Source organism: Microbacterium hibisci, from assembly GCF_015278255.1.
Lineage (GTDB): Bacteria > Actinomycetota > Actinomycetes > Actinomycetales > Microbacteriaceae > Microbacterium > Microbacterium hibisci.
Genome location: NZ_JADIJC010000002.1, coordinates 121,001 through 145,105, shown reverse-complemented (window position 1 = coordinate 145,105; position 24,105 = coordinate 121,001). Strand labels below are relative to the sequence as shown.

At 64.5% G+C, this 24,105-nt stretch carries 19 protein-coding genes and 1 pseudogene; 8 read left to right on the top strand and 12 right to left on the bottom strand.

Annotated features, from left to right (window positions below):
• Nucleotides 1-56: 56 nt before the first annotated feature.
• The 3 genes from IM770_RS04770 to istA (IM770_RS04760) all read right to left on the bottom strand — a co-directional run bounded on the left by IM770_RS04770 (nucleotide 57) and on the right by istA (IM770_RS04760) (nucleotide 3,419).
• Nucleotides 57-578, bottom strand: a complete 522-nt coding sequence (locus IM770_RS04770) for a DUF1877 family protein (RefSeq protein ID WP_203579997.1) — start codon at nucleotides 576-578, stop codon at nucleotides 57-59.
• Nucleotides 579-1,404: 826 nt separating this feature from the next.
• A complete protein-coding gene (gene istB, locus IM770_RS04765; protein WP_203579996.1) occupies nucleotides 1,405-2,205 on the bottom strand; it encodes an IS21-like element helper ATPase IstB in 801 nt (266 codons plus the stop codon).
• Complete coding sequence (istA, locus tag IM770_RS04760) at nucleotides 2,205-3,419, bottom strand: IS21 family transposase (RefSeq protein ID WP_203579995.1); 1,215 nt, start codon at nucleotides 3,417-3,419, stop codon at nucleotides 2,205-2,207. Before istA (IM770_RS04760) ends, istB (IM770_RS04765) begins: the two co-directional genes overlap by 1 nt.
• A gap of 239 nt (nucleotides 3,420-3,658) precedes the next feature.
• Here istA (IM770_RS04760) and IM770_RS04755 point away from each other — a divergent pair, with 239 nt between their 5' ends.
• From IM770_RS04755 to IM770_RS04745, 3 genes are all read left to right on the top strand, one after another.
• Nucleotides 3,659-4,051 carry a hypothetical protein gene (locus tag IM770_RS04755; RefSeq protein ID WP_203579994.1) on the top strand — a complete coding sequence of 131 codons (393 nt, stop codon included), beginning with the start codon at nucleotides 3,659-3,661 and terminating at the stop codon, nucleotides 4,049-4,051.
• 248 nt (nucleotides 4,052-4,299) lie between these two features.
• Nucleotides 4,300-4,614, top strand: a complete 315-nt coding sequence (locus IM770_RS04750) for a hypothetical protein (RefSeq protein ID WP_203579993.1) — start codon at nucleotides 4,300-4,302, stop codon at nucleotides 4,612-4,614.
• Between the two features lie 297 nt (nucleotides 4,615-4,911).
• Nucleotides 4,912-5,349, top strand: coding sequence for a hypothetical protein (locus IM770_RS04745; protein WP_203579992.1), 438 nt, complete (start codon nucleotides 4,912-4,914; stop codon nucleotides 5,347-5,349).
• Between the two features lie 180 nt (nucleotides 5,350-5,529).
• On the opposite strand, the gene IM770_RS04740 is transcribed toward IM770_RS04745, so the two are convergent.
• The 7 genes and pseudogenes from IM770_RS04740 to istA (IM770_RS04715) all read right to left on the bottom strand — a co-directional run bounded on the left by IM770_RS04740 (nucleotide 5,530) and on the right by istA (IM770_RS04715) (nucleotide 11,890).
• Nucleotides 5,530-6,216: a hypothetical protein gene (locus tag IM770_RS04740; RefSeq protein ID WP_239065897.1), complete on the bottom strand. Its 687-nt coding sequence runs from the start codon at nucleotides 6,214-6,216 to the stop codon at nucleotides 5,530-5,532.
• Between the two features lie 165 nt (nucleotides 6,217-6,381).
• A pseudogene (locus IM770_RS17845) lies at nucleotides 6,382-6,483 on the bottom strand (DUF2510 domain-containing protein); the annotation flags it as partial.
• A gap of 255 nt (nucleotides 6,484-6,738) precedes the next feature.
• Complete coding sequence (locus IM770_RS04735; protein WP_203579990.1) at nucleotides 6,739-7,251, bottom strand: DnaJ domain-containing protein; 513 nt, start codon at nucleotides 7,249-7,251, stop codon at nucleotides 6,739-6,741.
• Nucleotides 7,248-7,703, bottom strand: a complete 456-nt coding sequence (locus tag IM770_RS04730) for a hypothetical protein (RefSeq protein WP_203579989.1) — start codon at nucleotides 7,701-7,703, stop codon at nucleotides 7,248-7,250. Before IM770_RS04730 ends, IM770_RS04735 begins: the two co-directional genes overlap by 4 nt.
• A 178-nt stretch (nucleotides 7,704-7,881) precedes the next feature.
• On the bottom strand, nucleotides 7,882-9,270 hold the full coding sequence (locus IM770_RS04725) for a DUF1214 domain-containing protein (protein WP_203579988.1): 1,389 nt from the start codon (nucleotides 9,268-9,270) through the stop codon (nucleotides 7,882-7,884).
• 131 nt (nucleotides 9,271-9,401) lie between these two features.
• Complete coding sequence (gene istB, locus IM770_RS04720; RefSeq protein WP_203579987.1) at nucleotides 9,402-10,214, bottom strand: IS21-like element helper ATPase IstB; 813 nt, start codon at nucleotides 10,212-10,214, stop codon at nucleotides 9,402-9,404.
• Entirely contained in the window at nucleotides 10,211-11,890 is a 1,680-nt protein-coding gene (gene istA, locus IM770_RS04715) for an IS21 family transposase (RefSeq protein ID WP_203579986.1), read from the bottom strand. The genes istB (IM770_RS04720) and istA (IM770_RS04715) overlap by 4 nt, the downstream gene beginning before the upstream one ends.
• 268 nt (nucleotides 11,891-12,158) lie before the next feature.
• Between istA (IM770_RS04715) and IM770_RS04710 the strand changes: the two genes are divergently transcribed.
• Together IM770_RS04710 and IM770_RS04705 are read left to right on the top strand one after the other, a co-directional pair.
• Nucleotides 12,159-12,329, top strand: a complete 171-nt coding sequence (locus tag IM770_RS04710) for a PIN domain-containing protein (protein ID WP_203579985.1) — start codon at nucleotides 12,159-12,161, stop codon at nucleotides 12,327-12,329.
• Between the two features lie 44 nt (nucleotides 12,330-12,373).
• Nucleotides 12,374-13,213, top strand: coding sequence for a hypothetical protein (locus tag IM770_RS04705; protein WP_203579984.1), 840 nt, complete (start codon nucleotides 12,374-12,376; stop codon nucleotides 13,211-13,213).
• Between the two features lie 264 nt (nucleotides 13,214-13,477).
• Here IM770_RS04705 and IM770_RS04700 read toward each other — a convergent pair whose 3' ends face one another.
• Both IM770_RS04700 and IM770_RS04695 read right to left on the bottom strand, forming a co-directional pair.
• Nucleotides 13,478-17,581 carry a hypothetical protein gene (locus IM770_RS04700; protein WP_203579983.1) on the bottom strand — a complete coding sequence of 1,368 codons (4,104 nt, stop codon included), beginning with the start codon at nucleotides 17,579-17,581 and terminating at the stop codon, nucleotides 13,478-13,480.
• A 1,064-nt stretch (nucleotides 17,582-18,645) separates the two neighbouring features.
• A complete protein-coding gene (locus tag IM770_RS04695; protein WP_203579982.1) occupies nucleotides 18,646-19,140 on the bottom strand; it encodes a hypothetical protein in 495 nt (164 codons plus the stop codon).
• A 235-nt stretch (nucleotides 19,141-19,375) separates the two neighbouring features.
• On the opposite strand from IM770_RS04695, the gene IM770_RS04690 reads away from it, so the two are divergent.
• From IM770_RS04690 to IM770_RS04680, 3 genes are all read left to right on the top strand, one after another.
• Nucleotides 19,376-20,977, top strand: a complete 1,602-nt coding sequence (locus IM770_RS04690; protein ID WP_203579981.1) for a carbamoyltransferase C-terminal domain-containing protein — start codon at nucleotides 19,376-19,378, stop codon at nucleotides 20,975-20,977.
• 182 nt (nucleotides 20,978-21,159) lie between these two features.
• Complete coding sequence (locus IM770_RS04685; protein ID WP_203579980.1) at nucleotides 21,160-21,849, top strand: glycosyltransferase family 32 protein; 690 nt, start codon at nucleotides 21,160-21,162, stop codon at nucleotides 21,847-21,849.
• A 21-nt stretch (nucleotides 21,850-21,870) separates the two neighbouring features.
• Complete coding sequence (locus tag IM770_RS04680; RefSeq protein WP_203579979.1) at nucleotides 21,871-24,054, top strand: family 16 glycosylhydrolase; 2,184 nt, start codon at nucleotides 21,871-21,873, stop codon at nucleotides 24,052-24,054.
• Nucleotides 24,055-24,105 lie beyond the last annotated feature (51 nt).

The window sequence follows — 24,105 nt, the reverse complement described above, 5'->3', positions numbered from 1 at the left end:
AAGGAACACACCGACATCCGTTGACGCGACGACAGCCGCGGATAGTTCGGACGGAGTCACCCGATCAGGTAGACCATTCCACGGCCGTCCGCTGCGAGCGTCTCGACGAACGTCTGCGCCCGCCTGAGGTAGTCAAGGACGTAGCGAAGCTCGTCGTCGTCGTCGGCTCCGTGCCTGCTGCGCCAAGTGCGCGCCCACGTTCGCACCTGGTCCTCGTCGATCGCACAGAGGTCGTCCCGAATCGCCGGCACCTCCACCGGGAGGATCGTCCTCACCCACGGGTCCCACCCGAGCCCGTGCATCGTTACGCTCCCCTCGAACATCCGGTAGCAGGAGCCTGCGTCGGGAACATCGGTCGTCGGACACGTGAGGGACTGCAGGGCGGACCATGCCTTGTCGAGATAGAGCATGTCGCGCTTCGGCGAGACCTGCTCGAACGTCGCGACACTCACGCTTGCGTGCGGTTCCAGGCCCCACGCGTCAGCAAGCGGGTCACTGGAGAGGATGCTGTGCGGGTCATCGACCGCCTGCTCAGCGAGGTCGGCGTCGAAGGCGTATGCGTAGTAGCGGATTCCCATGCGGCCAGCATCTCGACGAGGACGTCGCTCTGATGGCGGCATCCGACGAACTGGGGACAGCCTGCCCGAATCCGCCGCTGTGGAGGACGGGGGGCCTTCGCATGGCCCGTGGAGACCGAGGGATTCGCGCACGCGGTCTCGCAGGCAGCGGCACTGAACCTTCGACCGGTCCGGCCGCAACCGAGCAGGTTGATGAACAAGAGCGCCCGATCGAGTTCAGATCGCCCAGCGTGAGACGCTTGGCAAAACGTGGCAGAAGTGGCGGATTCCGTGGCAGAAGCAGAATAGAGAACCTCTGACCGGGGTTTTTTCGGCGGAGACGGAGGGATTTGAATCTCGCCTCGGGGGATCCGCGCCGATCCTTGCCGCGCCGTCTGAGTCGGTACTCCGCGGAAATCCGCGAATTACGCTCACGCCATTTCAGTTCTCGTGCCTGGTCGATCCTGGCGAATCTCGCTGGACCGTGGGCACCAGGTGGGCACGCACGGACGCCACCTCTAGCACTTCACGGCTGACGTGATGCGCCTCGGCACTGTCTAGATTGCCGCGAAACTGACCGCGTCGAAAGGCCCAGCACCGCATCCGGGACGCGCAACTCTCCAACGCCTCGTCGAGGTACACCGTGGACCGGATTAGAAGCCCGCCAGTAATCGTGAGAACGGAGCGCCAGTTCGCCACGGCGCCGCCCCGGCACCCGACGGATCCCTCAGCGGGCGAGGAACGACGGCGGGACATCGAGCGTGCGTTAAGACTCGGTCCCGCGGTGTCGGCGGCGCTTGAACTCTGAACGTTTTCGGCGCTCGAATACTGAACGGTTGCGGGCAGTCTAGCCAGGGGTTTCGTCGGTGGTGATGCGGATGCTGGGGAGGCTGTCGATACCCCTGCCGCGGAGTCGATAGCTGGCGCCTTTGAGTGTGAGGACGTCGGCGTGGTGGACGATCCGGTCGATCATTGCGGCGGCGACGGCCTGGTCGCCGAAGACCCCGCCCCAGCCGGAGAACGGCAGGTTCGAGGTGAGGATCAGCGACACGTGCTCGTAGCGGGATGAGACGAGTTGAAAGAACAAGTTCGCGGCGTCTTGCTCGAATGGCAGGTAGCCGACCTCGTCGACGATGATCAGCCCGTAACGGCGCAGCCGGGTGAGCTCGCGGGGCAGGTTCCCTTGCCGGTGCGCGTCGGTGAGCCGGGTGACCCAGTCCGTCGCGGTCGCGAACAGCACCCGGTGCCCATGCCGGGCGGCGACGATCCCCAATGCGACCGCCAAGTGCGTCTTCCCTGTTCCGGGTGGGCCGAGCAGCACCACGTTCTGCGCCTCGAGGAGGAACCCGCCGGAGGCCAACGCGGCGACCTGCTGGCGGGCGGAGGGCTGCGCGTCCCAGTCGAAGTCCTCTAACGTCTTCCGCGCCGGGAACCCAGCCGCCTTGATCCGCAGCTCCGCGCCGGAGGCATTGCGGGCGGAGACTTCGCGTTCGAGCACGGCGGCGAGGTAATCCTCGAACGACCAGCCCGCATCCCGAGCCTGGTCCGCCATCCGGGCGGCGGCCTCGGTGATCCGAGGTGCCTTCAACGCGCCGGCGAGGTAAGTGATCTGCTTCACCGACTCGGTGGCGCTCTTGGCGGCAGCCATCAGCTGAGCCCGCCATCGATGAGTCCGAACGCGCGGTCGTAGTCCGCGAGGTCCCGGGCGAGGTCGTCGCTGGCAGCAGCAGCGGCGCGGGGCTGCTGGAACTGGCGGCGCAACCCGGCGGCCGCGTCGACATGCGCAGGATCGGTGACCACCCGACCGCGCGCCCAGAGCCGCGGATGGTCCGCGATGACCCGGCCCTCCAAACGCACCCGCACCCGGTGCAGGTCCGCGGTGACGTCCACGACCCGGCCAATCGCGCGCGGGTCGACGGAGTAGTCGTTGGTGTCGATGCGGACGTAGTAGTCCCGACCCAACCGGATCCGGTTGCGCCACCCCAGATGCAACGGAATCGGCGGCAACGGCAGCATCGCCGCCAGATCCGCCGCGAGCCGGTCCACCGGTGAGGCGCCGAGAGTGCGCACGATCCGTCGGTTGGCGAAGGCCAGCCAGTCGGTGAACTGCTCGTTGAAGTCCGCCGCCGAGGTGAACGAGCGGCCCGGCATGAACGAGGTCTCGAACCAGCCATTGCGCCGCTCCACCACCCCCTTCGATTCCGGATCCCGGGGCGGCAACAGCACCAGCTTCGTCGCGAGAGTTCCCATGAACGCGTCGACACCGTCGGCGTGACGCTTGCCTCGGCCGATGCCGGGCTCGTTGTCCCAGAGCAGCCGGCGCGGGACCCGCCCGAGTTGCTCGATCAGCTCCCACATGCCCAGCAGCAAGTCCTCGGTCTTGCGGGTCGGGATCATCCGCCCGGCCGCGAACCTCGAGTGCGCCGGGGTGATCACCAGCACCGGCAGCAGCTTCGCCGTCCCGTCCTCGAGCGGGATCTTTCGTGGCGGGAACCACAGGTCGCACTGCGCCGCATCACCCGGCTCCCACACCAGCCGGTCCGCCGGATCGATCCGCTGCTGCTCCGGCCGCAGCCGGTTCACGTTGTCTCGGAACCAGCGGATCGACCCGGTCCAGCCGACCCGCTCGGCCAGCACCGTCGCCGGCATATCCGGCGTCTCCGCCAGCAGCTCACGCACCCGCGGCTCGAACGGGGTGAACGACGTCGGCGTCGCTTTTCGCTCGTAGTGAGGCGGTGCGTCGGAGTTCACCGCCTTGATCACCGTCGTCCGCGAGATCCCCAAACGCTCGGCGATCCGCGCCTTCGGCTCACCCTCCGCGGCCAGCCGCCTGATGAGCGCCCAATCCTCCAAAGTGATCACTCTCCAATCGTTGAGTGTTCACTTTTCGCGCGCCGTTACTGACCAGTTTTCGAGCGCCGTCGACACCGCGGAGTTGCAGACGTCAGGGTGAGTGCCACGAACCGCGTCACTCGCGAGACCATCCGCGAGCGCTTCCACCACCGGCTCCGTTGCGACCCGCGGTCAGTGAGCACTTTGGGAGCCGCCAGGTCAAGTGGTGAGAAGCGCTCTGCACGTGACTATCCCGCTAGCCTCTGCTCATGGGGATGGCTGAGGAGGCCCGCCAAGCGATCAGCGCGAGGGCGGCCGCGCGGCAGAAGTTCGACCAAGCGAGGGCGAAGAGTCGCGAACGCTGGCTCGTTGACGTCGACTTGTGTGCTGCCGAGTTCGCTCAGGCCGCGCCGGACCTTGGCGTGAAACCAGACGCTGGAGGGTTCCTGCGCCAGCCGAGATGGGTCTTGTGGGTCGATGTCGAGCAGCCCGATGGCGACAGCTACCGCGCGATTACGCAAATCTCGGTACACAGCTCGGGTGCTTGGAATTTCATCGGCAGCTTTGACCTGTCCGACTACCCGAAGGATGGATACTCACCCACCCTGGCTGACTACGCGTCCATCCGGAAGCGGTTCGTCGAGCGGCTGCACCGCCGATAGGCATCCCTAAGCGGGCGACGAGCGGAAGCCGTCCCGCTCTCGAGCATTCGAACCAATCGCGGCCCGATGCCGGGCCAGACCGCTCGAGGGGTTGCGGCGGTGAGTCCTTGAGCCCAGGGCGGGCGTAGGACGCATGGGGCACCATGGGCGGGCAATTGCCTCAATGACGATCCCCAACGCGGACACCGCGCGAATCGCGCAGTCCATCGATAAGGTCGACTTCCGCCTTCGGACTGGATCGAGAAGACTTGGCGAATCTGAACCTGAACAAGAAGCCGCTGCCACCGGCGCCAGGGTGGGGCGTTCCGCGTCGGTCGTGGTTCTGGCCAGCTTTGTATCTCACACTGATCCCGCTTGGGATCATCTTCGCGCTGATCTACTCGTTCGACGGTGCGGTCAGCGCGAGCATATTCGGCGTGCTGACGGGCGCCGGGTGGGTCCTCGTGTGGGTCGTCGCGGTCCACGTTGCGCTCGATCCGATCGGCCGCCCGCGCCGCCGGCCACCGATACGGCTGCCGCGTGAAGAGGAGCCGAAGAAGCCGCGCACCCGACGCGCGCGTTAGCGGTGTCGGCCCCACCAGCTCAGCCACTTGCGGCGCTGGCGGCGCTGATCTTCAGGGCGGCGACGATCGAGCAGATCCTCCACCGCGATTGACTGCGTAGCGCGATCCTCAAACGGGTAGCGAACGGAAGCGGGACGCTCGTCGCGCAATCGTCGCGACTATGCCGGACAGTCGCGTCACGTCCACTTCCGGACATGTATCGAGTCAGCGATCTCGGTCATTGCCACCCCGTCGTGCGGCTGCGTCTCGCTTACGGGCGCCTGTCGCTGCGCACGCGCAGGGGCATACACTCGCGCCATGCGCTTCAACGGGCTGATTCTGATCGGGGTGGCCCTGTTGCTCACGGGATGCGCGAGCGACACCGGCGCTACCGCGGGAACACCCACCCCCACACGCACACCCACACCCACCGCCGCGCAGGCGAGCGCGTTGCAGCTCTGCGAGGTAGCGAGCGAACGGTTGCTGGACTATCCCGACTACGTACTCGCCATCTCGGAGGGAAAGTTCGACGACGCTGTGCACGACGAATACAACGCCTGGGCGGGAGAGGTCGAGAACGCGGCTCCCGCCGATGCGAAAGCGATCGTGGGGAAGTTTCTAGATCCCATTCGCCAGGTACAGGCAGTCGTCGAAAATGGCGGTGGCAGCCTGAGCTTCACGACCGACGACTTCAAGTCCGGCAACCTCGAACTACTTCAATACTGCGTTGACGCGGGCTACAAGATGAGCGACTAGAACATCCACCGCGTCGGCCGGAGTGCACCCGGAAACTGCCATCTCGGGAGCGGTTCAACTCCCAGTCGCGACGGGGGTAGCAGAAGTCGCATCTGCAGACGAATCCTCGCCCACACCTTTCCATGACCTCAGAGACAGAGGCGGCACCAGTGGAGATGCCGCCTCTGCTCTGGTGAATGTCTACTGCGGTGTGATGCTCCAATTGCCTGTCGATGTGACCTCGACGAAGGCGGGGCCGACCATGGGGACCGTGCCGGAGTAGGCCCCGATCTCGTTCACGATCAGTGGCGAGAAATTGCCCTCACCGTAGGCGTACACGACGAAGTTGCTGCTGCCGTCGTTGGTGATCGCGGCGACATCAAACTCGTCGGTCATCAAGATCACGTCGTCGCCCGCACCGCTTGCGGCCCCGGCAACCGACTTGGCCAAACTGAGGTCTTCGACGACGAGCTGCCACGGCCCGGACGCCGTGATGGTGAAGCGGGTGACCACCGATCCATCGTTCACGTTGATCAGGCGCTTTCCGGTGTAAGACCCAATGGTGTTCACGAGCAGGGACTCTCGCCCGTTCGTCTCGAGCACCGTGTTGCTCTCACACGGGTTGCAGTTGAACCAGACGGTCGCCGGTGCGGCGATGTTCGCGTCGATCACCATGTCGCCGGTACCCGACCACTCCTGCCGCTCCACAGCCGTTGCCGCAGGCGGCTCGGGCTCTTCCGACTCCACCGGCTCAGGTTCCGCCGACGGCTCTGCTGCTGGCTCGGAGACCGAGGGCGCCGACTCGGGGTCGTCGTCCGCGCTGCTCGCGCCGTTGATCGAAGCGATGATGACGATGAGGATGATCAGCGCCGCCAAGCCGATCAGCACCCATGCCCACCATCGCAATCCCGTCTTTCTTGGCGGAGGCTCTGCGATCGCAGTCGCGACTGGCGCGGCCGACTGTTCCGCCTGTTGGTCGGGTGTCGGCGCCGCTGCCGGCTCCGGCGTTGGCGGACGCTCAGGGCTGGATGACACCACCGGAGCAGTTTCCGGTGTCAAGTCTGTCCACCGCGTTCCGTCCCAATACCGCTGTTCCCCGTTCGCGTGTGGCGCTGGGTACCAGCCTGCGGGCGTGGGAGGAGGAGTGTCGGTCATATGAGCCCCCAAGCTCTAATGGGTCCGAGCTGCCAGCGTCTTTGCGGCAGATACGCGTCAGGTTAGCGGAGAGTTGCACGCAATATAAGGGCCGGTCGCGCAGGAAAAGAAGCGCCGAATCAAGCAAAGGCATGCCTGGCGCCCGCGCGACCCAAGACAGGATCCGTATGCGGGCAATGCGCGGAAGAGGAGCCTGGCGGGCGGCTCACTGCAGCCGAGCCGTGCGGCTTCGGCTTCGCTCCTGCGGGGGTGTGACTAGATCAGGTTCGCGTAGATGATGGCTCCGCCGACTAGTCCGACGATGAGGAGTCCGAGACTTGACCACACGATGATGCGCGTCCAGTCGATGTAGCGACGTGATCGGGTGCCCGCGCCGAACCCGGCCGCGTCGGTCCAAGCGACGAACTCATCGAATCGCATCGTCACCCGTGGGGGTGGTGCCGACGAGGTGGATTGTGGCGGGGTTCCGGTCCGGGGTGCGTGCGGCCGAGCCTCCGGCTCAGACTCAGCCGGTTGCTTCGGGCCGCCCGGTGATGGGGCGGTCGGATGAGGTTTTCGGAGTGGGTCGCTGGTGTAGCGGACGAGTATGTCGCGGGCTTCCCGCGCGCTGTTAAACTCGCGTCCGAGGCGGGCGCGATCGTCATGGTCAGCGTTCGGGTGCAGATCGGGGTGGAGCGCTCGCGCGCGTCGGCGGAACGCGTCGCGGATCTCGTCCACTGTGGCGGCTGGGGTGACGCCGAGGTGGGCGCGTGCTTCGTCGAGCGTCATGCCAGCGCCGTCAGATAACGCTGGTACTCACGGGTGAGGCGCTCCTGCCTGCCGCGCTGCGCGACGGCCGCGAACTGCGCGAGCAGCTTGGTTGTGAGCCGCGCCTTGAGGGACTCGTGAAGGATCAGCAGGGTGATCGATGCCAACGCGGCCGAGATGCGGACCACCGCGAGAAGCGGCGAGGGCCCGATGATCGCGGCACCGATCAGCGTGGCAAGGAATACGAGCGCGAGCCAGTTCGAGAGGCGCCCCCAGATGGCGACCGACCGATAGTACGCACCGGTGGTCTGCCACCAGAGTTTGTTCGGTGTCCAGAACTCCCAGCCCTCGGGCGCGGCCGGGGTGCTCGGCGTCGGCAACCAGTCCACGGGTGGCAGCCAAAACGCGTTGTCACGCACCCACTTGTCGGTCGGCGTGGCCCAGCCCCTGGGCACGCGGAAGTCAGCGGGCACCCCAGCCACACGAATTCGTGACTATGTCAAGTTGATTTGGCCCCGGCTGACGGCTTGATCTGGCCCCGGGGTGGGGCGCGTCGGGCGTTGTCGCGGGTAGGGACGGCGGGTGTCTAGGGTCCTTGCGCGTCGCCAAGCACCGGAGCGCCCGGTGATGGTCGGAGTGTCAGTGGCGTTTCTAGCTGCGGCGGGTGATGTCGTCGAGTGCCCAGGTGCCGTCGAAGGCGGCTGCGGTGGGTCCGTAGATTCGGAAGTAGACGAACCATCCCCGGTCGGGCAAGGTCTGCACCCATGTGGCATTGTCGTCGTCGGGTTGCTGCGGGCCGAAGTCGATATCGACGTGGTTCCCGTCGAGTTTCCCGTTCAGTTCGAACAGTGATCTGACGGCGGCTGCGTCCTGTGCGGTGCTGATTTGCGAGCGGGTCTCGGCGTCGTAGACGGTGAGGGACCAGAACAGACCTGCGGGCACGGGCAGGGGCACGCGGAGTCGGTAGGAGCTGCTCCCGTCGAGGTAGTCGCCGGTGTTGTCCCGGGCGGTGAACCAGTAGAGCGATCCTGCGCCGGGCTGGCGGCGGAACATGACGGGTGACGAGGCGATGGCCTGGTAGAACCAGGTTTCTCTTGCGTCGACGTCGGGTCGGCCGTCGATCTCGAAGGTGGCGTTCTCGGGGCGGAGGGTGACCCATTCCCAGTGCCGGTCGGGCCAGACCACCCGGTCGGGTCTGCGGTCCGCGAGGGACTGCACGCGCAGTTGGGCGTCAGCATCCTGGGCTGCTTCGGCGAGGATGCCCTGAAGGCGTTCGTCGGGGGCGAAGGGGAGGTCTGCGCGGATGCCGAGCACGGCGAGTTCGCCGATGTAGGAGCGGTCCTCGGGGTGGATGGGTTCGCTGCGGATGTAGTCGTGCAGGATCCGCCAATACTCGAGCGTGCCCTGCACGTTTAAAGGGGTGGTGTCCTGGGGGCGGCCGGTCAGATCCACCCAGGTCGGCGGCGTCCAGTGATCGTCTTCTTGGAGGGGGTGGACCTGAACGGACCTGAGGAGTGCGATCGCGGCGCCGACGTCCCCGCCCTGGGGGATGGCGCGCAGGCCGACGACGACCCGGTTGCCGAGGGTGGTGTGGGGGAAGCTCTCATCGGGAAGCTCACCATCGTGACCGGCGGGTCCGACGAAGATGTGCTGCCCGCCGTGTCCGGCGTCGGGGCCGGGAATGCCCAGGTCGGAGATCCAGCTCTGGTCGACGTTTAACGCTGCTCCCACGATCGGCCCGGGTGGGAGGGTGACCACCAGGGGTCCCGCGGTCAGATCGAGCAGGATCGGCGCGTAGGGGGTGTCGGAGTTCAAGGTGAACCCGATCTGCCCCGGCCGGGTGTCCATCGTCCCGAAGGAACGGTTCGGGATGACTCCGACTGCTTCAGTGCCGGCCAGGATCGTCATTCCGGATACGGCGGGGAAGAAGTGCTTGTAGCAGGTCACCGCACGTGCGTAGTCGGCCGCGTTGTACGCGGCGGTGATCGTGGCCGCCGTAGGGAAGCCGCCGGTGAACTCGTAGGGGGTCTCGACCGTCACGGGGCTCTCCTTCATCCGAACGCGCGCAGTGGTTCCAATGCTGCCTCCACCCTGTCACCTCCGCTGCTGCTCGCGACAGAGGCAACGCTTATCTGACTCTCGCAAGGTAAAGACGTTCAGCAAACGAGGTCTCAGGAGGCCGCAGTGTGTTGCCGTGTGTGGGCGAGGCGGTAGGAGTCGGTGCCTGTTTCGATGATGTTGCCGCCGAAGGTGAGCCGGTCAACGATCGCCGCGCAAAGCCGCGGGTCGGTGAACGTCTTCGTCCACCCCGAGAACGACTCATTAGACGCGATCGCGACAGAGTTTTTCTCCTCCCGCTCGGTGAGGACTTGGAACAGCAGTTCGGCGCCTCGGCGGTCCAGTTCCATGTAGCCGAGCTCGTCGATCAGGAGCAGGTCGACGCGGCCGTATCGGGCGATGGTCCGCGCGAGTGTTTTGTCGTCGGCGGCTTCGACGAGTTCGTTTACGAGGCGGGTGGCGAGGGTGTATTTCACGCGGAACCCTTTCTCCGCCGCCGCGGTGCCCAACCCGATCAGCAGGTGTGACTTGCCGGTGCCGGAGTCGCCGATCAGGCAGAGGGGTTGTCCGCGGCGGACCCAGTCGCCGGTGGCGAGCGTGTTGATGGTGGCCGGGTTGATGTTGGGGTTCGCGTCGAAATCGAAATCCCCCAACCACTTGTCGCGAGGGAACCCGGCGGCTTTCACCCGCCGTATGGAGGAGCGCCGATCCCGGTCATCGCATTCCGCGAGGAGCAGCTCCGCGAGCAGCCCGTGGTAGCTGAGCTGCTCTTTCTGCGCGATTCCGACCGCGTCGTCCACGACCGCCCGGATCGTGGGGAGCCGCAACCGCCGGCACGCCTGGTCGATAGCGACCATCGCGGCTTCCTCCGTCAACCCGCGTCGGCGATGAAACGTGGGAACAGGGGCGGCAGAAGTCACGGTCATGACGCGGTTTCCTTCCAAGACGCAGACAGCGCAGGATCAACAACGGGTCGGTGCAGGGTGAGCAGGTCGTCATACCCGGCGACCGAGGGTGCCGGGCGCGTATCAACGGGAAGGCCCGCGATCACCGCGGCCGGATCCAGCAACCGGCGTTGGGTCAGGCTGACAACACGGTGCTCGACGAGCGGCGGCTGTGTGGGGAGATGACGGCCCGAACTGGCCCCGCCTAGGGCAGCTGCGTGTCGGCGTGCTTCGACCGCGACGACGTCCGCCGTCACCGCCCCAATCCTCACCGCCGCGACCAGCCCGGCGATCACGTCGTCGGCGGGCATCGACCGGTGCAGCAGCAGCACGTCGATCAGCTGCCGGGTGCCGGCCGCATCGCCGTTCACTCTTCTTGTCGCCGCCCAGAACGCCTCATGCGCCGAGGTGAACACCCCCGCGGTGCGCGCGCGGGCCAGGGCGGTCGACCCGGGCAGGGCGCCCGGTTTGATCTGCAGCACCTCGAGGTAGTGATCCAGGTCGATGCTGTCCGCTCCACGTGCGACCACCCGAGGATGGTGTGCGATTACCGTGCGACCGTCGTAGACAACCAGTTCCGACGCACGCAACGAGACTCGAACCTGCCGGCCGATGAACCTGGACGGGACCGAATACTTCGCCATCCTCACCGTGATCAACAAAGACCGGTCAACCCGCGGTGAGAGCGGCAGACCGGGGTCGAAGTCATCGACCGGCAACCCCGCGAGAGCGTCACGGTCGAGGGCGTAGTCAGCGGCGACGGTCCGGATCCGAGAACCGATCCGACGGTCCTCATCGGCCTGATCCCAGCCGATCACCTTCTCGTTGAGCTCGGCCAGGGAGTCGACCACCGGCATCGGGGAGAGCCAGGTCCGCCGGAACCGGCCCACGTCGCCCTCGATGCCGCCCTTTTCATGCGCGCCCTTGATCCCTGGCTGGCAGTAGAACGAGTCAAACCCATAGTGAGAACGAAACAGCACCCACCGGTCGTTCTCCACCCGCGCCCGACCCTGCCCATAAAGAACGGACTGGACCGCGGCGGTCAGGTTGTCGTATTTGATCTGCCCCGTCGGGATCCCCCCGATGGTGTGGAACGCGGCGATGTGACCCTCGAGGAAGGCTTCCTGCGCCTGGGTGGGATAGATCCGGTGCACCGCCCTGCCCGAGAAGCAGAGCCGGAACGCGAACAAATGACACTTCGTCTTCACCCCCGCCAGGATCACCCAAACCTCACCGAAATCGACCTCCGCCTCGTAGCCGGGGACGTGTTCCTGTGGGACAAATGCTTCCACCCGCCGGCCCGCTGCGACCTCCACCGCAGACCGCCGAACCCGCACGTAATCGCGGACCGTGGAGTACGACAAATCGGCAGCCTCGTGCTCGTCAATCAGCCTTGCCAGAATCCGGCGGGCGGTGTGCCGCTGCTTTCGTGGCGCGTCCAGATCCTCGATCAGCATCCGCTCGATGTGCGGCTTAAACGGCTCCAACCGGCCCGCTGTCCGGACCGGTGTCTTCCGGGGCGGAGGTACCGCGGACTCCAACGCCGCCCGCACTGTTCGACGGTGCACGCTATGTCGACGAGCGAGCTCCCGGACCGATAACCCCTCAACACGCGCATCCCTGCGGATACTCGCAAACAGATCCACCCTGGACACCATCCCGGCCCTCCCCGTCGACAACCTGCCAGACGAGAACCACGATGAAGTGGGGCCAAATCAAACCGTCACAACCACCCCGGCAAGTCGCAAGCGGGGCCAAACCAAGCCGTCACAACGGGGCCACTTCAACCTGTCACAAACAAATTCGCGGCCCTCGTCCGGTCAACGGTGTCGTCCTCCCAGGAAACGGGACATCGTCGACGCCAGACTAGCGTCACCGGGAAATCGCGATGCGAACGCGCGATCACGCCCCTGACATGCTGTGTTTGTGGCTCAGCAGAACGACCTCGTCGCCGTCCTCGTCGACGCAAACAACGTCTCTCCCGCACGCATCGGCGCCGTGATGACGGAGATCGCGCAATACGGCACAGCATCCGTGAAGCGGGCTTCGCTCTGGCTCTCAGAGGAGGCATTGATGGCGAGGCGGGCGCAAGGTTGATGGCAGACCCTAGTATCACTCCCGGCGTGCGGAAGGATGGCCACGTGAGCCAGCCGCGCCCCGTCGATCCCGAAGAGACCGCCATCGCGCTGTGGACGAGGTGTCAAGAGTGGCAAAGCATTGCGGCTCGCATCCAGAAACTCGCGGACGACGACTTCACCGTTGGCTCACGTGGGCACGGCGACAACGAGGCGGTGAAGGTCGTCGATTCGCCGCCAGCTGTCTCTCGGTACCTTCGGGAGCGTGCCTGGAACATCGCCAGAATGCTCCGCGCGCTGCATCGAATTGTGTTCGATACTGAGCCCGGGCAATTCAATCTCGACGCGACGGTTATGTACCCGCTGATGCGCGCGGCTCTCGAGGATGCGAGCACGATCGTTTGGCTCCAGAAGCCCACGGAGCGAGACAGGCGGCTGACACGAGCGCTCCAGGCGCTTCACCAGGAGTCCGAGCATTTCGTGACGAATCAGAATCGGCTGGCACTGGCGGCCGCGGGCGTAGGCGGTGAAGCCGCCGCTAAGGGCGCGTTGCTCGAAGAACATATGGCCCGTGAAAAGCTGAGCGTCCGCGAGCACTTCAGGGCAGTCACCGAACTGCTCTCGCTGGATTATGAGGCTGTCAAAGCCCCGCTCTCGACACGAAGGCCGATCACCAGCGCATACGGTGACCAGAGCCAGGAGTTCATGACGTGGGGGATGCTCAGCGACCTCTCTCACTTCTCATACATGACACTCGCGCACCTGGCGACGTCAAAGGTGCGAGGCTCTTCCGTGCAGCTGCTTCATGTCGTGATGGCACAGTTCGTTGGGACGGTGAACGGGGCCTGCGTCGAAGCGACCGGGGCGCTCGAACAGGCCGCTCGACCACCAGGTGCCCGAGCGTGATGTCCGGCCACGGAATATCCATGGCGCAGAGGCTCGCAGCTGAGGGCCCGAAGCTGGCTTGGACTGTCACAAGTGTCTCTGGCGCGGCCTATCTGCATCCGGGCAGCGCGCGGGCTATCCGCTCAAGGCCGGCATCGAACGGTGGCGAGATGAGCGTCACCTGACTCGGCAGAGGGGGGCGCCCGAACCGTCGGCCGGTGGGCCCCGCGCGGGTTCTTGCCCCAGCGGAGTCGCGAGCAGTCGGCGCCGGATGGAGTGAGGGGATTACCGGCTGTAGGGGGCGAGACCTTCGTTACCGGCGACAACCATCGCGTCTACCAGCATTTGCCATTGGCCGAGCCGTCCGTGTTCTTCGGCGGTGCTCCTAACTTCTTTCAGCCATTCGTCCGACGTCCAGGTCTGCTTCACGGTCGCTCGGTTGTCTTGAACGCAGAGTTCGCTCATCCACGCAAGTCCGCGGACAACCTGATCGGCCATGGGCATCCGGCGAAGGATGCGGATCAACGCGTCCACGCTCTTTACGCTTCCGCGGCCGGCGGGTAACCACCCATCGATCAGGTCCGAGAAATCGTCAGCCCGAACCCAATCGATCGCCGTCCCGACAACCTCGTTGTAGAGGCCATGCGTCCACGTCAGTGGGTCCGGTAGCAACGCGGCCGCCGCCCAGTCGCCCCAGTGTCTGTCTCGGAAGGTGTTGGTGCCGCCATTTGTGTAGCCCGACGCGTGAGCCAACAGCGACGGCCACAGCTCACGAATGGTGTCAGCGCGCTCCCGGGTTTCTGCGCCGGCCGCGGCGAGACCGTGAAGGAAGTTGGTCATCAGACCGGCGTCAACACGAAGCGTGTCGAGGTAGTCAAGAACCGCACTTGAATCGGTTACTGCGGACGCAGCGTCGAGCAGGGCTCGCGCGGCGATCAGGGTGTGACTGCCCCGGTCGTCGGCGGTCCAGCCCTTTTCTTCATGAACGATCATCGCGTGCCGCTGGATATGAAGGAGCGTGCTCAGCGCACTTGAAGCCTCATTGGAACGGCAGTGCTGCCATCGAGAAGCAGCGCCGAAGCCTCGGATTGCCGGGTCGAGTGCTTCGATGCGTATGGAATCGCCCGGGATGCGCTGCAGACGGGCGATTACATCGCCCTTGATGCGCTTATGGGTGGGGCGTTGCTTCTCTTGACTCCACGGCCCGATCTCCGCGTCGCGGGCGCTCTCCAGAAGCCAGCCGACCGCTATCTCGTGGGCGCAGGGGTTGCCCAGGCACGGGGCTGCCCAGACGATGTCGCATCCTCGAGCAAGATAGAGGCGGGTTTCCGATGTTGCGCGTGACGCCATCGCCAGTCCCCCCGCGGCGACGTCCTTGTCGGTTGCCCCGACCTCGTGAAGAACTGGTCTGAGGGGGGTGGTGAGGTACGCCGGAAGACATCGTGCGACAGCGCGGTCGGCGCCTAGGTCGAAGTACTGCCCTTCGTGGCGCTGACTGTGTGCCTTCCGAAACGACAGCGCCACATCGAGCACGAGACGGGTGGCGAACTGCCCTTCATCTCCGAAGGCCTCTGGCTCGCCTTCCGCGGCGCGAGAGACGGCCGTGGCCACCACCTGTGCGGCGACGTCGATGCGGTCGCTTGGCAGCTGTTGTCCGTCCGACTCCAGCAGCTCTTTGGCCGTCCTGAGGTCAGCAGCGATCTCGGCGACGGTCGGGGATTGATAGTCGGGGTCGTGTTTCGCGGGACCCCAGTAACGATTCTGGAGTCGGAGTGATGTCTGTACCTCCTCCTGGTAGGAAGCCATCTCCCGCTGTGCCGCGATGACTTCCGGTGGCGGCACTACCTCGAGATAGTACTGATTCCCGTGCTGCGTGACCCGATAACGGGACGCATCGAGGCTGGCGGCCCAGCCTTTCGCACGCTCGTCGGTGACACCGACCCGCTCAGCGTTTCGAACTAGCGTCTCTCCGACAGCTTTGAGTGAAGTCATGCGCTCTTCCTCACCATGGGTGATGAACCAGGCGCTGACGTCTCGGGGCGACCACTGACGGCGGTCATTGTTCGGGAGGCCATCGGTGTTTGCGCGCAGTCCCGAATACTCGTTGGTGACCCGGCCAAACTCGAGTTCCCACACCGCCGGCTCGGCTAGGAAGAAGTCGAGCTCGGAACCCACCTTCTCGATATGCCGCACGAGGATCCCGTAAAGCATTCCAGGGACGGCGAGGTTCTCGCACCCCGCGAGCAGCACGTCGACTACTCTTCCGGGTGGGATCCCCTGATCGAGCCACCCTTCGGCGACCCGTTCCATTGCCAGAAGCGCGCTCATCCCCGGATAAGGGCCGACCGAGGTGCCGCGATACCAGCTCCAGACGTGGGTATCACCCACGTAGGTTCGCTCGACGCCATCAAGGTTCATGGTCACGCCACGGTCGTCCTTGTCGATCTCGCCTCGACTACGGTGCCGCGCGAGGTTCTGGAGGCGAGTGGCCGCGCCGTGATTCAGGATCTTGTTGAGCACGCGAATCGAGGTCGTGAAAGGGGCTGTTTGGAACAGCGGCCAGAACCCCCCGAAGTAGTAGGCGAACAGAGGAACCCCGAACCCTGTCCATCGGCTGTGATGGCGTCGCACGCCGTGGTCGAGGTGCCAATCCTCGGCGTCGTCGTCGATGTAGTAGGCCTCGATCAGGTCGGCCAGCAACTCAGGGTCATGCAGGGCAAGAGCCCTCGCGCTAAATGGTTCGTCGACCGCCGGAGCGAGGAACGCGGGAGCGTCAGCTGCGATCGCACGCAGGCATACCTCGACGCGTTCGTTCAGGTCCGGGCCGAGAAGGGCTAGCGACTCGACATACGCTTCGGAGGTGACGCGGTAGTCCAGTGCTCGCCGTCGGCGGCGTCGATGTTCACCGAGATAGCTGCTGGGATCGACGGCCGGGACCTGCCGCGATGGATGGAGCTCCCAGAAGGTGAGGAGTCGGTCGCGGAGTCTCGTGCGCAGAAGGTTCCCGGACGGGAGCTGCGCGAGGACCAGTGCTTGCAGCCAGCTGACCAGAAGCTGGAACGAGTCCTTCGAGACATCCCAGGGCCGCTCCTCGTCCAAGAGAACCCGGATCACCGGCGTCGCTGCGACAGCGTCGAGCCGGCCAGCGACTTGGTGGCGTTGTTGCACGACTCGCACGACGTCGGTGAGCACCAGGGTGGGGTGCTCGGTGGTGAGAGCGGCCTTGAAGCAGTCGTACGCGTGGGGAGTTTCGGTGACAGCTTCGATGGGGACGTCCGCCCATCGTGCACCGTGGCGGTCGGCGAAGCCATGGAAGTCGCGCAACGCTTCGGTAAAGACTCGGGGCGGCTGAGCGCCCGGCGCCAGGAGTTGCCCCTTTAGAGCCAGTGTGGCCGCGGACAGCGCCCATCTCGGCGCGTCTGCCGATTCAAGGGTCTCGGTGGGCGCATTGGCACGAACGAGCAGGATCGCGGTGGCGTAGCGGCGTATCTCGTCGTGTGCGAACTCGGGCCGATGTCGATACGGGCTGGCTGGGGACAGGAGATGGTCTCGGCGAAGCTGATCTACCGCGGCTGAATCGAAACCGAGTTCCGGGCGCGACTGGATGGGTAGGTTGAGTGCGGCAGCGGCGGTCGCGAGCAAGGTCCGTTCGCGCGCCTCCGAAGAGCCCGCCCCGGTACGCCCCTCTCCGCGCACGATCTTGCGCCACACAAGCTCAAGGCATTCCCATTCCCCCAGAGAGCGTTCGACCTGCAGTTCGGTTCGCGCGAGGAGATCAAGGACCACCGGCCGCCGCAGCAACGAGGACGCTGGCAGGTCGCGCAAGACATTCCGCAGCAGTGGAAAGTGGTCGGACACCTCTCGCACGTCCTCGTCGCGGAGCGGCGCCACCTCGAACGTGTCAACTTCGGATGAGTAAGCAGCGGCGAGCTGTTCCTGCACGTAGTCGACGGCGGATGCCGAGGTGACCGCGACAGCCCCGATGCCAGCGGATCGGGCGGCGTGGACAAGCTCCTGCAGGAGCCCCGAAGATCTCTCTAGCGCGGCGTCTGCAGCGTCGATGACAACGAGTCGGCGGGCTGCGGACAGCTCGCCGAGTAGGTCCTGAACGGACATGCCGAGCGCGGCGCGAAGTTCCATCCCCGTATCGGGCAAGTTGCGAAAATTGATGACGAGCGCCTCGAACTCGTCGGCGTTCGCCTCCTCTAGGTCGGCGACCGTTGACAACACCAACGCGCTCTTGCCGGCACCTGACTCGCCGACGACCAGCAGGGCACCGCCAGACGCAGCGCTCGCCTCCAGCCGCGTGGCGAGCTGGACACGACGATCGGAAAAACTCAACGTCAATGGCCTATTCGAAGAGGCGTCGTCTCCAATGGTGAGTCGCACGCTGGCGGTGGCTACTTTTCGATGTTCGGCTAGCACACCCCACGCGACGGTGCTTCGGGTGAGCGGCGAGTCCAAGACAGAATGAAGGTCGCGTCGGAGAAGGTTCCGGTCTACAGTCGCGCCGGTCGCGTCGTACCGAGTCGCCTCAACTTCGAGCCGGTCCCTGACAGCAACACCGTCGCCCCGTGGCGATGCCACAGCATCCAGAGATGTCGCGAGAGACACCCGATCTGCGTCGTCGTGACCCTGAACCCTAAATGGGAGAACGTACAATCGCGAAAGCAAGTGCCACGCACGCCGCGCGATCGAAGGGTCGGACGGTGCGGCTCCCACAGCCAGCTCGACCATGTCCAAGAACTGCGAGTAGCGACGTCTGACCGGCGCGGACCAACGTCCGTCAACGTCGAAAGACGCATGGAACGCATCCGCGTCGGCGTGCGCGCGAGCGATATCGCACACCCTCGCGAGTTGATCGCTCTGGCTCGAACGTCCGGACACCGCGACGGCGACCCGATGAGTCTCACGATCATGAGCCGCAAGCTCGGACAGCAACGATTTCACGAGGTCAACGGTGCTTGGGTGGCTTCGAACCCAGTTTGGCGTCGCCCTGCAGGCAATGGCCAACGTGCCGTCGACAGTCCCGCTCGAGTACGCGACCAGTAGATCGTCGACCGGGTGACTGGGGCCGGTTTGGAATGAGATGCGGTCGACCGATTGCTCTCCCAGTTCAGCACGTCGACTGCCCGTGAGCACACTTGCGAGATATGCGGCAGCGACCCGGTGAGCAAACGAGGTCCCCCCGCCGCCCGTCGCGTACGGGCTCGCTCCGACCTGACGCAAATTCGAATCGCCCACAGGCAAAGGTGGAACAGCGTCGCGACCGTCGACGCTCTCTGACATCCGCCTGTCCCCTTGATTCTCCGGATCCCATATCCGACGCCTAGGCTGACGACCAGGCTAGCCACCCCCGCCTGGACGCGAGCGCTACGACACCACAATCCATGTCGGTGCGGCACTGCGCCGTTCGTGCAGTTTCCGCAGGCCGGTCGTTGCGGGCGGGATGTTCAGACGATTCCCGCAGTCGTCGTCAAAATACCTAGCCGAGGAAAGACCCATTCGTAGACATCGAGGGTTTCCCCGTGATGCCACCACTGAGGCACTTGATTGACCGCGACGGATGTGCCAGCGTACCCCTCGAACAGTCGTTCCGCTGGTGACGGGCCCGACCCGACGAACGGTCCGGTTGCAAGTTCCGGGAACTGGTGGATCGTAGCGTCGATTGATGCTTGCGCCGCGCCGTCGGTGCCCCCAACGAGCCACGTGTGCGAGTGTCGACCGCTGAACTTCGAAAGTAGCCTCCAGGGCTGTGCCTGTCGCTGAAGCAGCACACTTCCGACGGTGAACGACACGATCGAGCAGGAGCCGTTGGGGTAGTTCCTTAGCCACATGTTGTCGGCACGCGCGGGATAGGACAACAGAGCGCTTTCAACTTCCGAAACGGTGCTCCGCCACTCGGCCACGTTGCTCGGCGTCGGAGTGATCTCCTCCATCGGGCCCATACCGCTCAGCGTACCCACGCCCTGCGACATAACGACTCACGGCTTGAACTCCCGCCGTAACAACTGCCGTAGCAGCCGTGTCTCGCTGACGAGCGGGAGCCGCGACCTGCGAGAGTGGGGCGGCCGTCGAACGCATGGCTGGTCCCAACTGAGCAGGGCGAGCGCCCGGATAGTTGGTCTCTCCTGCGCATTGCCGGCTAGCTGCTGTGACTAACGGTCTTGAAAGGTGCCAATGGTGGATATCTTCGCCTACAACCCCGGGCATGACGGCGCCGTCGCGCATCTGCGCGATGGCAAGCTCGTCTCGTCGATCGAGGCGGAGAAGGACTCAAATTACCGGTACTCACCGCTAGCGAGCTCCGACATGCTCGACGCGATTGCTCGCCTCGACCGGGTTCCCGAGGTAATTGCCGCGGGGGGATGGTGGCCCCGCGAAGCGCGGCCCACTGGGAGCACCCGACACGTCGGATATCGCGGTCTCGATCGGAGCGACGTCATCATGCTCCGGAGCACCTTCATGGCAACAGATGTGGACTACTTCTCTTCGTCCCACGAGAGATCCCATCTCCTCAGCGCGTATGGAATGTCGCCGGCCCCTCAAGGCGAACCATGCTACGCGCTCATCTGGGAAGGCGAGATAGGCGCGTTCTACGAGATCGACAGCGACGTGAACATCAAACTTCTGGGCAACGTGATGAATCAGCCGGGCCATCGATATGCGTCCATCTACGGCCTTGCGGACCCCACGTTCCCGAAGGATGCTCCGTTCTCACGACTTTCGGACGCCGGCAAACTCATGGCTCTGGCTTCATACTCCAAGAGGACCGACCCCACCGATGCCGAAGAAGAACTTATAAGGTTCCTCCTGGGATCCATCGATGTGCGGCTCGACAAGTACGACCAGTTGGATTCGTCGCCCCACTACGACGTCGGAGTCGAGGATGAAGAGTTCCGCAACTTCGCGGGCATCTACAGTGATCGCATCTTCGACACCTTCACCCGCTTCGCAGAAGCGAACCTTCAACGGGGGCTCCCGCTCGTAATCGCAGGTGGCTGCGGGCTCAATTGCGACTGGAACGCCAAGTGGCAAGCAACAGGACTGTTCTCCGACGTGTTCGTTCCTCCGGTCCCTAACGACTCCGGCTCAGCAATCGGCACGGCGATAGATGCGCAGTTCCACTTCACGGGCAACGCGAAGATTGAATGGGATGTCTACGCTGGGCTTCCCTTCGTGAACGATGGGGCCGTCACGGACGGGCGCTACGACGTCCTCGACGTCTCAGCGGCTGACGTCGCGGGAATGCTGAGCAGCGGACTGATCCTCGGCTGGGTGAACGGCCGATACGAAATCGGTCCAAGAGCGCTCGGCAATCGATCTATCCTCGCGGCCCCGTTCGACGACGCGACGAGGATTCGCCTCAATGAGATCAAACAGCGGGAGCAGTTCCGCCCGATCGCCCCCGTCTGCCTGGAGGATGACGCGGCGCGCTGGTTCGGTATGAATCGGCAAAGCCCGTTCATGCTCTATACCTCGCAGGCAACCACAGATGCATTGCCGGCCGTGACGCATGTCAATGGATCGGCACGCCTGCAGACCGTCAGTCAGAGTACGAACCCGGCCCTCTGTGACTTGCTAACGGCGTTCAAGGCGCGCACAGGCTTCGGTGTACTCTGCAACACTTCGCTGAACTTCAACGGCAAGGGCTTTATCAACAACCTCGTCGACTTGGACACGTACGCGTGGGACCACGGCTTGGACGGATTCATCGTGGACGGGAAGGCGTTCCTTCGACGAGACTCCGGCCCCTACATCGGCTTTCGTGAGCGGGCACACTAATGAGTTCCCCGCCCGACGCCGACCATCACGCGTCATCGCTTCAGCCGCCTCAAGGGTTTGAGGAGGACGACGGCCTCCGCTCCGAGTACATACGAGCACTGACAATCGACCAGATCTCGCGAGCAGCGATTTGTGGTGATGTTGCCCCAATAGCTGCGCCACCGACCATCCCTCGAACGCTGATGCGCTACTGGCACGACCCCTCGGCCATCCCTCCCGACGTGGTCCGGTGCCTCAAGACTTGGCTACCACTCCTCGACGAAGGCGTTGAACTTCGGTTCTTCGGGGACGACGCGGCGCGTGACTACATCGCTGAGCGGTTTGATCCGCGAGCAGTCGCCGCATTCGACCGGTGTCATCACCCCGCAATGCGTAGCGACTTCTTCAGGATGTGCTTCATCCTCATCGAAGGCGGACTCTACGTCGACGCTGATGACGTGCTTCTGGGAAACGATTGGCGCGAGATCTTTGAGGATCATCGACTGCTTGTGCAGCCGCTGGCATACGACGTGAAGCTTCACTCGATGGTCCCAATGAACGAGTTACGGAACGTCGACTTGCCGACGCGCGATCGAATCTTCTACGTGAACAACAACCCGATCGCAGCACCGCCACATCACCCCGTACTGCAGCGCGCGCTTAATCGCGCAATCGACGCGCTTCTGCGCGATGGCTCTGATCTCGAGATTCAGTCGACCACTGGGCCAGGGAACCTCACAGCCTCCCTGGCCGCGCATGCTCGGGCTCTAGCGATCTCTGGCGAGCCTACGGACTTCCACATATTGCTCGATTGGTACGCCACTGCCGAACCATTCTGGGAGCTCGATTATCGGAACGACTCCCGCAACTGGCGCAACATCCGCCCCCGCTAGACGAAAGGCTGCTCGACCCGCATGAATCTCGCAGAAGCGCTCGACCCGCTCAGAGCGGCTGCATTCCGAGTATGGCGCGCGACCGTCGCGGCAATCCCAGGCGGTCGCATCGAGGCCTTTGGGCATGAAGGAAATCGGATTGAGTCGATCCTCGTGATCAATCTGGATCGCCAACCAAAGCGATGGCGACGTATCGCCCGGGAGCTTCAACGCTTCACGACGTCCGACGGCGACAACCTCATGTCAATAGTGCGCCGTGTTGCCGCGATTGACGCGCGAGACGGCCGGGCGGTCGCGGCAACCGCGGATGTTGACCCCGTCTACCACATAGGTGATCAGCTGTTCGTCCAACCCGATGAGCGACTCGCGCAGGCATTCTCGGCCGATGAGCCAGTTCGCATGTCTCGACAGGAGGTCGCCGTCGCGAGATCACACATCGAGGCTTGGAAGGAAATCGCGACCGGACCAGACTCGCTGGTGCTGATCCTGGAAGATGACGCTTGGTTCAAGCCCAGGGCGCGAGCCTCGATCGATGGAATCTGGCGCGAGATACACCAGCGCTCGAATGTGGCCGGGAACCCAGACATCGTGTTCATATCGTACGAGGACGCCGGAGGAACTGCATCGAGGGAGGACGAGCGGAGCGGCGTATTTCGACCAGTCCGCGGCCTCTGGCATCTCTCCGGGTACGTACTCACGCAAGCGGGTGCGATGAAGCTACTGCGTTCCATGCCGGTCAAGGGCCCCGTCGATCTCTGGATGAACTACCGGCTTGCTGAGCTTGACGCCCTCGCGATGACTTCGCCGGCAATCGCTCAGCGACTCGACGGAAAGTCCGACAACGCCTACTCCGTGATGCCCTACTTGGCGCGAGCCGGGGTCGTCGACGGAGGCCATGCAATCAAGCACTCGGGCGTCCTAGGCTCCGAACGGGTTCTCGCCTGGACTCGTCGCGGCGACCACGAGAGTCTTGCAATGGCGCTGTCGATGCTGGGTCTAAGAGTTCGTGTATTCGACCAACACGAGGCGGCACTGTCACCGGCCGCCCTCTTGGGTGAGCTGCAACTCTTCGACGCCCTCGTCGACCCACCTTTGCTGCCGCCCGCGCTGACCTCCGCCATGGCCACAAAGGAAACCAAGTTCATCCTGGAGAGCCCTCACCTAGGGCCGACCACGACACTGCGCACGCGCGTCGCTCCTTCCCGGGTGGCAGTAGTTGATGCCACGAGTTCTGAGGAGAACACCTGGCAGGCACTGTGCGGCTTCCTGAAGATCGCCACCCCAGTCGAGGCATTCCCTCTCGGCGCGCCACGCTCCTTTGGACTCTTTCGCCGCAACGAGTCGACGCCTCGTGTGACGGATGGTCAGGTGCTGCGCAAGGCGGTACCGATGGACAACTCCCCGTGGGTACTCCCACCCTCCGCGCGCTGGCGACCGGCTGAACCGAGCATAGGTCCCGTAGGTTACGGCGACACGGTCTTGGTGGCCTCGTCGATGACGAGCGCATCTGAGCAGTTCCCGAGCGTGACGGGGACGTTTCCAGGCAATCTGGCGTCATTCTCACCTCACTGCATGTCATTCAGCGACGAGGGCGTGCGCGTTGTTCTCGACGAAGGAGCGGGCAATGGTCGTCGGTTAACGTCTGGCGCGTTCGCTTCATCTCGGTCCTTCACGCACGGTTGGTTTCGGGCAGAGATCCGCGCGGCGTCCGGCCCAGGCCTCATCACAGGGTTCTTTCTGCACCGCGCTTCCCCGCGTCAGGAGATCGACATCGAGATAGTTGGAGCTGATCCGACCCGCATGCTGACCAACGTCTTTTTCAACCCAGGTGAGGCGGGTATGGCGATGGAATACGGGTACCGCGGCGCGCCACACTGGATCGACCTTGGCTTCGATGCCACCCAGGACTTCCACGAATATGCCATCGGGTGGACCACCGACCGGATCGTTTGGCTGGTCGACGGTCGACCCGTGCATGAACGGGCAAGCTGGGAGCCGACACCCATCCCTCACCTCGCGATGCGGCTCCACGCGAACCTGTGGGCGCCCCGGTCTTTGGAGCTCGCCGGGCGGATCAACACCCAGGCTCTGCCAGCCTCCGCCATGTTCCGGAATATCGTTGTAACGACGATGAGGCAATCGCGCCGGATCGATGAGGACAAAGAGCTCACTGACCAACGCTCCGAAGTCGCTGACAGCGTCTGAGTTGCGACCGCGACCCGATCAGTCCGCTCCGCGGTGGGGGTCTCGTCAGGC

Excerpts from the sequence above, each read along its gene's own strand:
- IM770_RS04770 (WP_203579997.1), bottom strand. The coding sequence starts at position 578 with ATGGGAATCCGCTACTACGCATACGCCTTCGACGCCGACCTCGCTGAG.
- istA (WP_203579986.1), bottom strand. The coding sequence starts at position 11,890 with ATGGTGTCCAGGGTGGATCTGTTTGCGAGTATCCGCAGGGATGCGCGT.
- IM770_RS04745 (WP_203579992.1), top strand. The coding sequence starts at position 4,912 with ATGCGCTTCAACGGGCTGATTCTGATCGGGGTGGCCCTGTTGCTCACG.
- istB (WP_203579996.1), bottom strand. The coding sequence starts at position 2,205 with ATGGCTGCCGCCAAGAGCGCCACCGAGTCGGTGAAGCAGATCACTTAC.
- IM770_RS04685 (WP_203579980.1), top strand. The coding sequence starts at position 21,160 with ATGCGCTACTGGCACGACCCCTCGGCCATCCCTCCCGACGTGGTCCGG.
- IM770_RS04735 (WP_203579990.1), bottom strand. The coding sequence starts at position 7,251 with ATGACGCTCGACGAAGCACGCGCCCACCTCGGCGTCACCCCAGCCGCC.
- IM770_RS04695 (WP_203579982.1), bottom strand. The coding sequence starts at position 19,140 with ATGGGCCCGATGGAGGAGATCACTCCGACGCCGAGCAACGTGGCCGAG.
- istB (WP_203579987.1), bottom strand. The coding sequence starts at position 10,214 with ATGACCGTGACTTCTGCCGCCCCTGTTCCCACGTTTCATCGCCGACGC.
- IM770_RS04755 (WP_203579994.1), top strand. The coding sequence starts at position 3,659 with ATGGGGATGGCTGAGGAGGCCCGCCAAGCGATCAGCGCGAGGGCGGCC.
- IM770_RS04680 (WP_203579979.1), top strand. The coding sequence starts at position 21,871 with ATGAATCTCGCAGAAGCGCTCGACCCGCTCAGAGCGGCTGCATTCCGA.